At 33.7% G+C, this 15,141-nt stretch carries 11 protein-coding genes and 1 rRNA gene; 11 read left to right on the top strand and 1 reads right to left on the bottom strand.

The window, feature by feature from the left end; genetic code table 11:
- Positions 1-863 precede the first annotated feature (863 nt).
- Positions 864-1,550: an MIP/aquaporin family protein gene (locus tag T501_RS18585; protein WP_044916920.1), complete on the top strand. Its 687-nt coding sequence runs from the start codon at positions 864-866 to the stop codon at positions 1,548-1,550.
- A 90-nt stretch (positions 1,551-1,640) separates the two neighbouring features.
- On the opposite strand, the gene T501_RS18580 is transcribed toward T501_RS18585, so the two are convergent.
- Complete coding sequence (locus T501_RS18580) at positions 1,641-1,991, bottom strand: VOC family protein (RefSeq protein ID WP_044916919.1); 351 nt, start codon at positions 1,989-1,991, stop codon at positions 1,641-1,643.
- A gap of 2,312 nt (positions 1,992-4,303) precedes the next feature.
- Here T501_RS18580 and T501_RS20510 point away from each other — a divergent pair.
- The 10 genes from T501_RS20510 to T501_RS18525 form a co-directional block, all read left to right on the top strand.
- Positions 4,304-5,101, top strand: a complete 798-nt coding sequence (locus tag T501_RS20510) for a ParA family protein (protein ID WP_049945961.1) — start codon at positions 4,304-4,306, stop codon at positions 5,099-5,101.
- Positions 5,102-5,106: 5 nt separating this feature from the next.
- Positions 5,107-5,508 (top strand): hypothetical protein, encoded by a 402-nt coding sequence (locus tag T501_RS18570; protein ID WP_044916918.1) that lies wholly within the window; start codon positions 5,107-5,109, stop codon positions 5,506-5,508.
- 1,101 nt (positions 5,509-6,609) lie between these two features.
- Positions 6,610-7,857, top strand: coding sequence for a replication initiation protein (locus T501_RS18560; protein WP_026511932.1), 1,248 nt, complete (start codon positions 6,610-6,612; stop codon positions 7,855-7,857).
- A 313-nt stretch (positions 7,858-8,170) separates the two neighbouring features.
- Positions 8,171-9,787 carry a MutS-related protein gene (locus T501_RS18555; protein WP_242845575.1) on the top strand — a complete coding sequence of 539 codons (1,617 nt, stop codon included), beginning with the start codon at positions 8,171-8,173 and terminating at the stop codon, positions 9,785-9,787.
- A gap of 113 nt (positions 9,788-9,900) precedes the next feature.
- Positions 9,901-10,206: a hypothetical protein gene (locus tag T501_RS18550; RefSeq protein ID WP_044916916.1), complete on the top strand. Its 306-nt coding sequence runs from the start codon at positions 9,901-9,903 to the stop codon at positions 10,204-10,206.
- 162 nt (positions 10,207-10,368) lie between these two features.
- Positions 10,369-10,893: a SprT-like domain-containing protein gene (locus T501_RS18545; RefSeq protein ID WP_050008408.1), complete on the top strand. Its 525-nt coding sequence runs from the start codon at positions 10,369-10,371 to the stop codon at positions 10,891-10,893.
- A 23-nt stretch (positions 10,894-10,916) separates the two neighbouring features.
- Entirely contained in the window at positions 10,917-11,576 is a 660-nt protein-coding gene (locus tag T501_RS18540; RefSeq protein ID WP_044916914.1) for a DUF4230 domain-containing protein, read from the top strand.
- Positions 11,577-11,587: 11 nt separating this feature from the next.
- The gene (locus T501_RS18535) at positions 11,588-12,361 is read left to right on the top strand and encodes a hypothetical protein (RefSeq protein WP_044916912.1); all 774 of its coding nucleotides are present in this window, start codon (positions 11,588-11,590) and stop codon (positions 12,359-12,361) included.
- 560 nt (positions 12,362-12,921) lie between these two features.
- Entirely contained in the window at positions 12,922-14,520 is a 1,599-nt protein-coding gene (locus T501_RS18530) for an alpha-L-arabinofuranosidase C-terminal domain-containing protein (RefSeq protein ID WP_044916910.1), read from the top strand.
- A gap of 528 nt (positions 14,521-15,048) precedes the next feature.
- Positions 15,049-15,141: ribosomal RNA gene (locus T501_RS18525) — 16S ribosomal RNA — on the top strand; the annotation flags it as partial.

Here is a 15,141-nt window from a genome sequence, read left to right as displayed (position 1 = left end):
GCTAGTGTCTTGTCTGAATGACAATTTGATAAATTACTTGTCTAATTCTCAATACGCTTCGTCATCTTCAATCGCCGTAGCCACCGCTACGACTCATTCAGATTCCTAGCCTATTGAGAATGATACTTCGTAATTAAATCAAAAGTCACCCAGACAAAACACTAGCTTATTATTAAGACAGAACAAAGGACAAGCACAGCCGAGGTAGAGATGCTTTACCAAGGCTAAGTGCAAGTCCGAAAGGTTAATATCAGCAAAGGTAGCGATGCTTTACTGATGCATAGAATTTTCCTGCGGTTCTCATGAGGGTCTGGATATTAAGGGCGGCGATGCTTCACCCAAAGATATCACAATATTTTAAGCTGTTATTGAAAAATATGAACACTTAAAATTCAGTAATTAAATCTTTATAATAAAGCTGAAATTTATGTAATATAAATTTCAGCTTTATTATATTTATGAATCAAATTTATATTCCTTCTTGTGGAACAAAAGGTGCCCTCCCACACGTATTCTTCGCCCAAAAAAGTCATAAAGAATCCACCTCAAGCAGTATCCACTTATAACCAGCCCTTCGGATACGTTCCTCACTTCTCCAGGACTGTCCCACTACCGCTTCTTTTCCTGATAAAAAAACCTATATTTTATAAATATGGTCTTAGATTTTCTGCTACTTACCATTAATTTTAGTATATTAATATCGTAAATTAAATAAATTACATATATCAGATTTACATATAATTTTGTTTAGAGCACTTTAATTTTATGCTTTTAATGAATTATATCAGTGCTATAATAATGGTGAAACGTGTATAAATCATCGTTATTTGGGGATGAAAAGACTTTCTTAAGGAGGTAATGGTATGAAGAAGTATCTGGCAGAATGTATTGGAACCTGTACACTTGTTGTTCTTGGCTGTGGTACTGCGATGTTGGTAGGATGCGATGCTGTTAACGGCAGCGGCTATCTTCTGACAGCCCTTGCATTTGGCCTCACAATCGTTGGAATGGCATATTGTGTTGGGAACATCTCCGGCTGTCACATCAATCCGGCTGTTTCTTTAGGTGTTCTCATAAGCGGAGGAATTGAACTAAACGATTTCATCGGTTACGTAATATCACAATGTATCGGTGCTCTGATAGGCTCAGGCATATTAGCAATTATATTTAGTTCAGGTGGTGTAATTGACCAGACAGGCGCATTTGGATCAAATGGTCTCGCAGGTGTTGGTGGTAGTGCCATTGCAGGATTACTTGTAGAAATTGTATTGACTTTCATTTTTGTTCTTACTATACTTGGCGTTACTTCTAAGAAGGCTAACCATGGCTCCTTTGGTGGACTAATCATAGGATTAACTCTTACTCTTGTACATATTCTTGGAATCGGATTAACAGGTACTTCCGTTAATCCTGCAAGAAGCTTGGGACCTGCCATTGCTGCAGCAATTTCCGGAAATACTGCTCCTATCGCATCATTATGGGTATTTATCGTTGGTCCGTTAGTTGGAGCTGCTCTTGCTGCTGTAATTTATAAATATCTTGAAGACTAATATCATAAATATTAATTTAAAAACAATTAGTAGCACAAGAGCCTTAGGTTATTCGACCTAAGGCTCTATCAATGTTATTATTCTTGTTGTTTAATCCTTTTTATGCTCTATAAGACTAATACTAAATCCCGACGGAGAAACCATTGTAGCTGCTTTAGAACTTGATGTTTCAATGCTTCCATCACCTCTTGTATTTGTAAATCCATTTGCAATAAGAATATCATATGCTTCCTTAAAATTATCAACATTCATCCTTATAAGTACTTTATCCTGAGGTAATTGGCTTACATTAGCCACATCTATATGAAATCCATCCTGATTTTTCATGCGGAATGATTCAACCATTCCTGTCTCTGTCTCAGTAACCGGAGAATGTGTCTTCTCAAAACCAAGATCCTCAAAAAGCTTTACCACATCATCAGCTTTCGGTGTTGTGACCATAGGATTAAAATGTTGTAATTTTCATTATTTACTACCTCCTAATAAATGATAATTTATATACGATCAACTTCAGTCGAATACGGATACCATCAATCCAAAATGAACATGGCTAATGATCACCCTCTCTTACAATAATGCTTTAGTTTAAAAAGCTACTTAAAATCATACCCTACTACCGGATACAACATACTTTAAGAAATAGTAATTTTGAATTAATTCTTTCTAAACAATAATAATTCACTAACATTATTCAATAATTTCTGATGAACTTTTTTATTTTTTTTAGTATTTAATGCATTTAATAAATTTCGTATATTTATAATTCTCTTATTCATTACATATTCATTGAATCTACTATTTTCATTATATACATTAAATTTTTTATTATTTGTATATTCTTTATTTATATTATTCTTCTTTACAGCATATTTTAATCTGGAAGACAACTAATTTTTAATCTGGAAGAAATAAGCATCAGACTCCTGTTTTATATAATATAAATTTATAATATTATATATATCTAATTCTATTACTTATACGATATTTCATAGATTTAATATTTACTCTAAATCTTTATGTGTATTGAACTTTCTTATTTCGAAGTAAAGAGTATATTCTGCATAACACCTGACTCTTGAACTCTTTGCCTTCATAACGTAAGGTAGTTTTTACATATTATTAATATATATCATATTTATCAAATATATTATATTTAATAAATATATATTTTACATAACATATTAATTATATTTAGTGTTGTGTATATTTAGTAAACTAATAATTATCGATTTTTGTTTATCCTCATAAAACGGAAAACGTATTGAAACAGCTCCTTGTTAAACAAGGGCAATCCTGCGAGTTTGGCCATAAGTGATGTACCTCTTGCAGCTGATTCTTTATGACTCTTTTTAGCCCAGGATTTTTGGGAGTGATCGCCTCATTTCCTGCAGGAAGTCATAATTATTAAATTAACTACTTCTTTTAGTTATATTCAAATTATCACGATTGTTATTTCGTAAATTTAATATCTTTAATATCATTTCGTAAATTTTAAACTTTTTTCTCAGTGGTATTTTTTTCATCTATTAAATATATTTATAACTTAAAATATATTTAATAGTTTTCGTATATTTATAATTAATTTTCTTTCCCAATTTAATTCCTATGAATTTCTTGTATATTATATATTTATTATATATAGTAAATTTCATACTTAACATTATTCGTTACTGACTTTATTTTCATTTCGTAAATTTAAATTATTTAACATTTATTTTTATTACTACATTGTAATTTTATTTGACTTGTATTTTAAATATTTACTATTCACTAATTCGATATCTTTTTGTAAATATATTATTTATTATAAATATATTATATATATTACCTAAGCTTATAAATATTTCTTAAAAAATCCTGTTATCCCTTTATGAGCTTAACAAATTTTCTTCATATTTTTTCCTTTTAAAAATTTAACGGATCATATAGTTACTATTTTTATATATTTCTAATTTATATTATTTACTCATTTGTTTTAAATTTCCCCTTTTATTAGAAGTATGTTGCTTGCTCATCTATAGTTAAATTGTGCAGCAAATTGTTTCATATACAAGAAAGAAAATGGAATTTGAAATGATGACATCATCAAAATTTCAAAAAAGCAGATAAAATCATTTATTTATAATCTGACTGATTATGAGTAATGTGAGACAGAACAGTAGGTAAATATTTACATATAATGTTTGATTTTTTTCATTTACATTATCAGGATTAATTTCTATAAATTAGATTTATATCTATAGAAAATAATTAATTATGACTTATCCAGTACAATAACATACCGAACTGGATAAAATAAACTCATTACATACCTGACATTGGTAATCTCAATAATTTTATCCAACATTTGTTTAATCTATACACTATATTACTATATGTATAACAGCTCCTATATGCTTCAAATTATCTTGAAAATCCACTGCTTAAATACTTTAAATATAAAAATAAAACAAAATAATATTTTTTTATATTTAATATTTATGTTATTTATATTTCGATACTCGTTTATGTAAAATCGTTCATTATTTTTCTGTTATTAACCGTATATTTTCACTTTATCTTGTATTTCATATATACGTTATTTATATTATATCCTTTATTTATAATATTTACTTTTTTTGTTTACATGCGCTTATATCGGTGCTAAAATGATTTATATTTCATATTTATCATATATTTATACATATTCTTTATATTTTATATTTACGGTTTTATTCGTGTATTTCATATTTACTTAATTAAGGAGAATTAAAATGGCAATTACAATTGCACTTGCAAACCAAAAGGGTGGTGTTGGAAAAACAACATCCACTGTAGAAATAGCTACAGTACTTACTAAGCTTGAAAAAAAAGTTTTAGCCATCGACTTTGATCAGCAATGTAACCTTACTAAAAACGCTGAAGCCGACAGAACACTTCCATCAATTTTTGAAGTATTTAAAGAAGAAAAAGTTGACCTGAACAAGGCAATACAGAAAGTACCTGCAGGGTATGATCTTATTGCCGGATCGCCTTCCATGTCCCGTGCTGATAAGGAATTTGAAGACGTACAGGATGCTTATCTTTTGGCAGATTTAATCGAAGCTGTTGGACCAGATTATGACTACATACTCATCGACACAGCTCCTGCCAGAAACAAGCTTCTTAACATGAGCTATTTAGCAACAGATTATTTTATTATGTGCGTAGATTCCGGTGAGGACAGTATAGATGGTATTGATGCCATCACAACAGATATGATGAAATTCCATAAGCCTGGAAAACGCCAACTATCTGAATCAAAAATTATGGGAATAATTGTCACAAGATTTAGAGATACTAACATTGGTAAGGCAGTCATCGAAATTATTAATGAAAAAATCGATAATGAAATTCCATCTGACATAAAAACAGATGAGAAGCCATTTATTATGACGGTTAGAGAAGCAGCTGCTGTAGATGAATCAAAAATGATGCATAAACCTGTTCAACATTACAAAAAATCATCTACTCCGGCGATTGATTATAGAAATATAGTAGATGAAATAATAAGCAGAACAGAACAGGAGTAAAGAAAATGGGAGAAAGACAAAACAGATTTCTGACTCAATATAAGCAAAGAAATAAAACAGCAACTGATGATTTCGTTGATCAGCTTTATGAAGAAGCACCAGAGTCTTCCAAAGAACCGGTAATTCCTGAATCAACTCACGAAGAAGAATTACCTCCTACTTTTGAAGAAACATCCATAAATCCCCCTTTAAAGGAAAAAAAGAAGGTTGGACGTCCCAGAAAAACAGATGAAGAAAGAAGTATTTTTAATATCAAACTATCCGTTTCAGAAAAAGAAATGCTTACAGTTGCATCAGCAGCAAGCGGGAAGACAAGAGTAGATTATATCGTTGATCTTTTAAAAGCAGATTATGCCAATAACAAAGAATATTATGATACAGTAAGAAAAAATATTTACAAAAAATAAGATTTTAAAGCTCTTAATTATGACAAGGTGGCATTTACAGTAATTCAAGGATGAATACAATATACTCTTTAATTAGTTGTAAGGTTTACTCCTGATCATAGAGAATACTTCAAACATTAAATTTCCTATCATAATTTACCTCAGCAAAAGAGTGTTGTGTTTTTTATATTGTTTAATACAACACTTCTTTTATTTATATTAATACTAAGAGAAACCGCATAATAACTGGATTTTTTGTTTAACTTATGACGTTAATGGGAAATACCCATGACGTATAAGGGATTAAGTTATGATGTTTTAGGACGCAAAAAGTGATGAGAAAGGGAACGTTTTTTATGACGTAAAAGGGAATCTCATTATGACTTGAATGGCGTAACTTGTGACGTAATAGGGGATTTAATATGATGTAAAAGGGAAAAAATTTATTAACTTGTGATGTAAAAGGGAATCAAATATACTAAGTGGCTTAAATAGAGGTTTTTTACTGTGAATATAATGTACAGGTTATAGGTTTGCAGCCTAACTTATGACGTAAAAGGGAATGAATATCGTCTAACTTATGACCTAAAAAGGTACGAAGTTATAACTTGTGACGTAAAAGGGAACACAAACAATATAATACCAGAAAATAATTCATAGAAAATGATGGGAACAAGGAATTGTTATCCCATTATTTTTTTTTACAAAATATAGGATAAGAGGAAATAGGAAAAGCATTACATTTAATAACTTATGACGTAAAAGGGAATAGAAAAATCAAACTTATGACGAAAAAGGGATTCCTAAAATTAAGTTATGACGTAAAAGGGAATGATTTAGATTTAACTTGTGACGTAAAAGGGAATGATAATGATAACAGAAAATGGTTGACTACAACAGTCAAAAACAGAAGAATTCCCAAATACGTCATTACTTTTGAATATTTTAGAACATATGACGTTATTGGGAACAAGAAGTGAAAGTATTAGGGTTAAGATGAAAGTATGATATAATCACTTGTGACGTAATGGGGGATAAGGTATGTAGATTTGAGGTTGAAAATATGTTTGTTTTCAAATATAATTTTTTATATGAAAAAGGATTATAAGTATTGGGGGAAACATGGGTAAGAAAAAAGATGATTCATACGATCTTAGCATCCTGAAGGGCAGACAGTATTCCAAATCTAATAGCCTGATTAATGCTAAGGGGACAACTTCACTTCTGGCTCAGAAGATTTTTTCCGTTGGAATCCAACAGGCACAACTTGATGATAGAACAGGACAGCTGGTCACTACTTTACATGGTGGTGATTTAAGAAGAATATTCGGAAGTAAGGGCGGTTCATTCTATGAGCATATCAGAGACCTTGTAGAACCTGAGAAAGAAAAAGCATCTTTACTTGACTGGAGAATTATTTACACTAATGATCAGACTCAGGAACTTGAGGCTCTGAATGTAGTTACAGACTGCAAGTTTAAAGATGGAATTCTTGAGATGCGTTACAACAACAGAATTACGGACCAGCTTTATCAGCTTAAGGAAAACTATACAATGTTTTCCCTTGAAGATACCATTCCTCTTAAGAGTATCTATAGCTACAGAATATATGAGATTCTTAAAGCTGAGTTCGATAAGCAGAGTTATATTGCCCATCGCCGTGGTGAAAATCTTGATAATTCTGAACCATACATATTGGTTATCAATCTTACTGACCTTAAATTGAGATTGGGAATTATCGACCCCAACGAAAATAAAGAAATATATAACGCGCTTAAAAAGTCTAATGTTGATTTTGAATATATAGAGCAATTATCACAGGAAACAGCAGAGCGCAAAAAGGATAAAGGAACAAATAAAACAGGCAAGCCTAAATACAGCGTTTTTAGTACATTTAGAAAGAATACACTTGATAAAGCAAAGGAAGAACTTGATAAGCTCACAAGTATCAGGTTTGAATATGAGCCTATTAAGTCAGGAAGAGGCGGCAGGATACATTCAATCCGTTTCTTTATTTATGACAAGAAAAAGACAAGACTTGTCGAAGAAAAGAAAGTAAGAATTTTGACATCTGAAGAGAAAGATAGCTTTATCGATCAGATTAGTGATATGATCTACGGCAATTTGAAAGTCAGAGATCTTAGAGCTATTGCAGAAGCTGCTGAATATGATATAGAAAAAGTCGATAAAGCTTGCAAGGTTCTGGATGCTACAAATGGAAGGATTGATAATATTACAGGATTCTTGATCAAGGCCATTAAGGAAGGCTATGAAGCTCCGGTTCAAAGGGCAAAAAAAGGCAGCTTTAATGAGTTTCAGCAGAATTCATATGACTACGACATCATTGAAGCGCAGTTGTTAGATAACTAAAACCAAGTAGTAGTTTAAAGAGGGGGAATTAAACTATTGAACTGTTTTACTCATGATTAATTCAATTGCTATACAATATGATTTTCAGGTATTGCAATTGGGTTAAGGATGAGCAAAGCAGAGCACTAAACTTTTCATCGCTATGCGAGGGCTAGTGTTTTGTTTTCTTAAATATTTTCTATTAAAAATTTCCGATTTATTTTTAGCAGTTTGGAAAAGCAATCGTCAAAAGGTAAGTTTTAAGTAGTGCGCATGCACATAAATATAGTAAAATCATTGCTATAACACTTACAATTTAAGGAAGAAGATTATTATGTCAAAAATCAGTCTGCTTTTCCCAAATAAAGAACTTGAATTTAAAAAAATATCTGAAATAGCTGTTCACGATATCGGCATGGATACAGTAATAAATAAACTGTCAGCGCAGCCAAATGAAAGACAGTATATTTTAAACGTAATGAGTCTGATTACAGACGATAAAAGGACTGCCACTTACAGAGCAGACGTTTTTAATGATATTATCAGCAATCCTTCCCTGCGTGAGAATATTATGGAAACATTGGATCGTATTAATTTTCTCAAGGAATATGGAAGTTATAAGCATGATCATGACCATAATCCGGGAGTGTGGGATTTACTTCACAGGCTCGATGAAATAGGGGACTATATTGCAGGAATTGATGCTTTGAGAAAGTGCCTTAGCGAAGCTGATATCCATTCTGAAGGACTTCTTGCTCTAAAGGATTATGTTAATGCTCTGCATGATGATAATGGATTCGAAGGACTCCGCAAAGATATTGAAGAACTTAAAGCAAATACACAAAATTTAAAGAGTGTTACGGTAGGAATTAATCTAAATGAACGATTTGAAGCTTGTGGGATAGGAATAATCTCCTTAAATAACAAGCCTTTTACAAAGTCACATATTATAAGCCATTTTATAGATAAGGTTTCAGGAAAAGATAATGTTAATGATGGAAACGACTGGGATGGAAGCTATAAATTTGACGAATTCACTGCGAAAAATCCATTATTACAGTCTCAGATACCAGTTATTCCACCACTCAGCCCTCTTGCGTTAATGAGTATTAAAAGTGTTTCGGAATCTGATGAAAGTACCCGCAGTATAACTAATTATATGGATGAAATAACTGAGCGGATGCTTAGCAGTACAGTAAAGCATTTAAGAGAAATTCTGGGAAAATACACAATGCTTACTATAACTGACATTACAGATCTGATGCCGGAGTTCATATATTATATAAGATGGGCAGAATTTATAGAAAAACTCATACAGAGAGGTTTTCAATTCTGCAAACCTGATACAGACGGATTCACAGAATCATCATCTGATGCAACTATGTATTCAGGCGGAGTATATAACATGAAGCTTATTATAGAAGATGGAGCATCACCGCAGAATATTGTCAGCAATAATCTTACATTTGACAGAGAGCATTGTGTTTATATCCTTACCGGTGCAAACAGAGGTGGAAAAACCACAATTACACAGGCGATTGGACAATTGTTCTTTATGGCACAGGGGGGAATTTATGTTACTGGAAGAAACTTTTCATACAAGCCAATTGATATGATATTTACACATTTTCCTGCTGATGAAGATAAAACCATGGATCTTGGAAGACTTGGGGAAGAATGCAAGCGTTTCAAAGAAATATATGTAGAGGCTTCAGGTAATAGTCTGATTCTTCTGAATGAGACTTTTTCTACAACATCATTTGAAGAAGGATACTATATAGCAAAAGACTGTACCAAAGCCATTCTGCAAAAGGGAATAAGAACAATATACAATACGCATATGCACAAGCTTGCATATGATGTATCTGATATAAACAATGAATCTGAAGAATACAAGGCATCGTCATTGATTGTATGTGCGGATGAAGGAAACAGATCCTATAAAATTTAGGTTGCACCTCCTAAAGGAATGTCATATGCCAGTGATATTGCGAAAAAATATGGAGTTACATACGACCTTTTAATAAAAAACTAATAGTTAGCTACAGTGTTATTGGAGTATATATGATTTTTCAAGAGATTTTGCAAAATGAAATTAATGTAATATATGGGCCGGAGTACGGAAATAAAACAGGAAAAGTCTTAATCCCTGCATTTTTAGGGGATTTCAGGAAGGTTTTGGAAAATGGGGAGATTGGTCATTCTATTTCTGAAGAATATATGACCGAGGATAAGAAGATTCACCTTATTCTCAAAGGTGAGAGAAGGCTTGGTTCAAAGGGATATGACATGATGATCACTTCATGTCTGTGTAATGATAAAGAACTACTGTCCAATGAGATATCCATCTTTCCTTCAATAATCGGGTGAAAGGAAAATATACAGTATAAGCGTAGTTCATATCAATTGTGATTTACCCGATTGCTTGTATATGGCTGTATTCATTTTGCAATCAGAATAAAGATGAGCATCGTACACAATGATATCCTTTCTTATAAAAATAATTACACTATAGAAAATTCAGGATAATAAATGAAAGATTTTGAAAGATTAAAAGAAGAATGCCTGTCAGAAATATCTGCACTTGGAATTCAGATAGGAACAATAAAAGAATGGAAAATCAATACCCGTGCAAAGAGTAGATGGGGACAGTGCAAAATGGAAATAGACGGCACTTACTCAATTCAGATTGCACAGATGCTTCTTATTGATGAGCGCATATCGGAGAAAGCCTGTAAAGAAACGATAATACATGAGCTTCTCCATACCTGCAACGGATGCATGAAACATCAAGGCAGATGGAAAAAATATGCTCAGATGATGAATCAACAATATGGTTACAATATAAAGCGTGTGACCAGTGGTACAGAAAAAGGAGTAGAAAATTACAAGCCTGACAGCAGATCTGTTAAGTATGTTTTTACCTGTGGTGGATGCGGTGCGAAAATCTATAGAAAGCGCGACAGTAAGTTTACAAGAAACTACAGATATTATGGCTGTACCAAATGTGGAGCAGTAGATTGGAAAAAGAAAACCGTCAGGCACAATTTTGATTAATATGCATAAATAGGAGGATTTCCATGGATAGCTTTAAGAAAGCAAGCAGGATATTTTACCTTTTGATAATAACTATATCTGTAATTGCAATAATAATTCTACTTACAGGATACATAAAGAGCAGTAATCAGAGTGCGAACGAACAGACTGAGCAAACTACAATATCAAAGATTAAACCAAAAGAAGACAAGACACTTGTATCCATTAGTACCGAAACAATACAGGATGGTCTTTCAAATATGGGTATTCTCATGACACAGGAATACTATTTTACTCAGGTTGAAACATACACGAAGGAAAAAAATATCTGGGTAATACCGACCTCATCAGAATTTGTATATAGCTATGATGGTTCTGTCATGGCGGGAATAGATTTTGAGAAAATTCAGATAAATAAGGATGATGATAAAAAGACTATTCTGGTAACTCTTCCGGAGTCTGAAATCCAGGCAGTTACAATTGATAAAGACACATTCAGAATCTACTCCGAAAACGAATCACTTTGGAATCCGCTAAAACTTGAAGACTATAATATTTCGCTTGCAGAGTTTGAAAATACAGCAAAACAGAAGGCATTGGATAGTGGAATCCTTGAAAGATCAGATGAACAGGCTAAAAATCTCGTTATGAATTTTATCAGAAATTTTCCACAGATGTCTGGTTATACTATTGACTTTAAGTGAGGAGGCTGAGAATGGATATCAGAAAAATTGCACTTGTAACCGTTTTAATCCTAATAGCCGTAGTATCTTTTACAAGAATAGCGCCGTGGGCTGCTGATCCACAGACTCATGTTCATTCAATAGAACAGACAGAAGAGAAGATAAGCACTGTCATGACACTTTCCGGTGGTGCAGCAGCTACATCAGCTACATTGTCACTTCTTCCGGGAGATATGTGTACTCCCATCGCAGAGCAGCTTGCAGAACTGGCTAAGTATTTCTTATTGATACTCAGCGCATTATATCTTGAGAAGTTTATGATATGGATTACAGGGTTTGTGACTTTTTCGCTGTTTATTCCATTTGCCTGTCTGATATTGTGTGGGGCAGTAATATTTGGAAAAAAGAATTGGATAACTATCGCAGGAAAGATAGCATTTATTGGAATAGTTCTATTCTTAATAGTTCCTGCCAGTGTAAAGCTGTCGGATATGGTATATCAGACACAGGCAGAAAGGGTGAATAACACAGTAGAAGAATATAATGAGCTGAATATAGAAGGAGAGACGGGAGGCGGACTACTGGGAGAACTGACAACAATAACAAGTAATACAGTCGATAGAGTGACTATATTTTTAAGTGGATTACTGGAATCGTTGGCAGTCATGATCGTTACAGCCTGCATCATACCTATATTGGTATTTGTTTTCCTTATCTGGATTGTTAAAACAGTATTTTCATCAAATGTTCTCACCATTGAAGCAGGTGAAATGGCATCTGTTTTAGAGAAGTTTAAGAAGCAGTAGATAGTAGAAAAAGTCATTAAAATAAGTGCCTTTTTAGCAATAATTGGCATAATCTGAACAAGATTTTTTAAGAGAAAAAGAGTCTTATGTGCTAAATTAATATAGCGCGTAAGACTTTTTTAGTAAATTTTAGTTGGATTTCCTAAAAGATAAGTTACTGAAGCAACCGTGTTTATGTTTAACTTCGGTCGTTGCAGAACCGATGTCTCCCGGACATCGTACAATAGCGTGAGAATTTCGCAAGCGAAATTCGTATTTATTTGAGTAGAACAACTAGTGCTACTGTCATCAAATAAGTCGACTTTATTACTTGTCTAAATTGTCTTCTGCTGCGTTGGCGCCAATCGCCGTACCGCCCGGTACGACTCATTCCTCCGCCTTGCAGAAGAACAATTTATACTTCGTAAAAAGTAGAGGTATTTAATGACAGCAGCACTAGTGAGGGTTAGCTGAACTTAGTGTGGAGTTTCTGAACAAGATTTGCTTTCAACTGCTTACAGCTTGTAATAAAGTTACCAATTTACTTATAAAAATTACTATATATCCGGAGGTGACAAGACATGGCTCAAAATGCCAAAATTACGATTCATCCATCATATGAAGTAGGAAGTATATCAGACAGATTATTCTCAGCTTTTATGGAACCAATCGGAACGATTGTTAACGGAACAATGTTTAATCCCAAACATCCTACTGCTGATGAGCAGGGATTTAGAAGGGACTTTTTAGATGCTATAAAAAAGACAAATCTTCCGGCAGTAAGAATGCCTGGAGGAAATTTTGTATCATGCTGGCAATGGAAAAACTCAATTGGTCCTGTCGATGAAAGAAAAGTAAGTCTTGATCCGGCATGGCATCAGTATTATACGAATGAAGTAGGTCATGATGAATACCTTCAATGGGCAGAAAAGGCGGGAACCGAACCGCTTTATACTGTGAATATGGGAACAGGAACGATTCAGGATGCCATGGATCTTGTGGAATATACAAATCATAAAGGTGGTACATATTGGTCGGATATGAGAAGAAAGAACGGCCATGACGAACCATATAACGTGAAGATGTGGTATCTGGGAAATGAGATGGATGGCCCCTGGCAGCTTGGATCATTTAGCAGTAACCCGGAAGGGTATGGCTCAAAAGTCCTTGAATCATCGAAGGCGATAAGGTGGATTGATGAGACAATAGAAACTGCTGTATGCGGATCTTCAGCACCTTTTATGGAAGGCTTCCCGGAATGGGATATGAAGGCTCTTGATAAGTGTTACGATGTAGTTGATTATGTGTCGGTACATCATTATCATAGTGCACCTCCCGGAGATATAAGGGCTTTGCTTGGCGGCTCCTTATATTATGAGGACTTCATTAATACAGAGATTGCAATGATCGATTATGTGGCATCAAAGCATAGGTCTCCTAAGCAGGTTAACATATCTTTTGATGAATATGGTGCGATGGTAAGACCTTTAGAACCTTTGCATCCGGGATATGGAAGATACAATATGGCGAGAAACCATTATCGTTTTGACCCGGAAAGAAGGTATATAAAGCATGATCCGGATAATATGCCTGAGCGTGAGTTTCCCGGAGGAGACATGATACACGCACTTTCGATGGCATCAATACAGCTTGCACTTCTACGTCATGCCGACAGAGTAAAAATAGGCTGCATGACAGGAGGATTATCCGCTCTTGCTGCATCAAACCACGATCATGTATGGAAGTCCGCTTCTCATTATGTATTTATGCAGCTTCTTGAATATGCAAAGGGTACTTCCCTGGATGTCAAAGTGGATTGTGAGACCTATGATATGCCTGGATATGCAATTGAAGATACATCACAATATACAGGTAAAGAAGGTGTTAATTATATAGATGCTGCAGGTGCCTGGGATAAGGAAAAGAAGAAAATTGCAGTATTTGCAATCAATAGAAATGAAGAAACAGAATATCCGTTAACAATTGATCTTAAGGGATTTGAAGGATATAAGCCCGCAGGTGCATATACGATGCATACGGATTATCCGGATATTAAAAATACATATGAAAATGATAAAGCCCTGATGCCTGAAACAGAAGAATCCTTCACCTTTGAAAACGGAGAGTTTAAGGTGTATGTAAAACCACTGTCCTGGAATGTCTATCTTTTTGAAAGCTGATTTATCAGATTTTACATAGGTTAATTTATAAAAATTCTTGATGACTTTTTGACATCAAGAATTTTTTTGCTCGAACAGAGTTACTTGGTGAGGTTTTCTACAAGCTTAGTGTAAACAATATAATCCTATTGATGGGGTATAGAAGAGTCAGACATAACTTACATAAAGAAAATGTCTGTGAATAAATTTTTTAAATAATTTGCGGGAAAAAGCAATAAAATATCGAAAGTTTAATGGGTAAGAACCGCTAAATTACTGGTTTATTGTTAATTTAATAATTCCTTAAGAAAATTTCTTAAAAAAAGTGTTGACTTTATATTTGCAGCATGATAATCTAACTGAGCCTTGAGCGACAAGCCAAGACAAAGCACTTTGACAATGAAATAGTAATGCAACCCTGAAAATTCCAAAAAGAATATTCAGAGAACAAAACAACCTAACTAAAGGTAAAACGGACAGAACAAAAGCCAAGCTTAAGTTCTGGTCAGAAGACGAACGATCTTAAACAGAGATGTTTGAGAAACATTTAAACGTGAGAGTTCGATCCTGGCTCAGGATGAACGCTGGCGGCGTGCCTAACACATGCAAGTCGAACGGAAGATTATCGCTGATGAAGCTTCG

Source organism: Butyrivibrio sp. WCE2006 (assembly GCF_000701985.1).
Taxonomy (GTDB): Bacteria; Bacillota; Clostridia; order Lachnospirales; family Lachnospiraceae; genus Butyrivibrio.
This window is presented reverse-complemented; position numbering and strand designations above follow the sequence as displayed.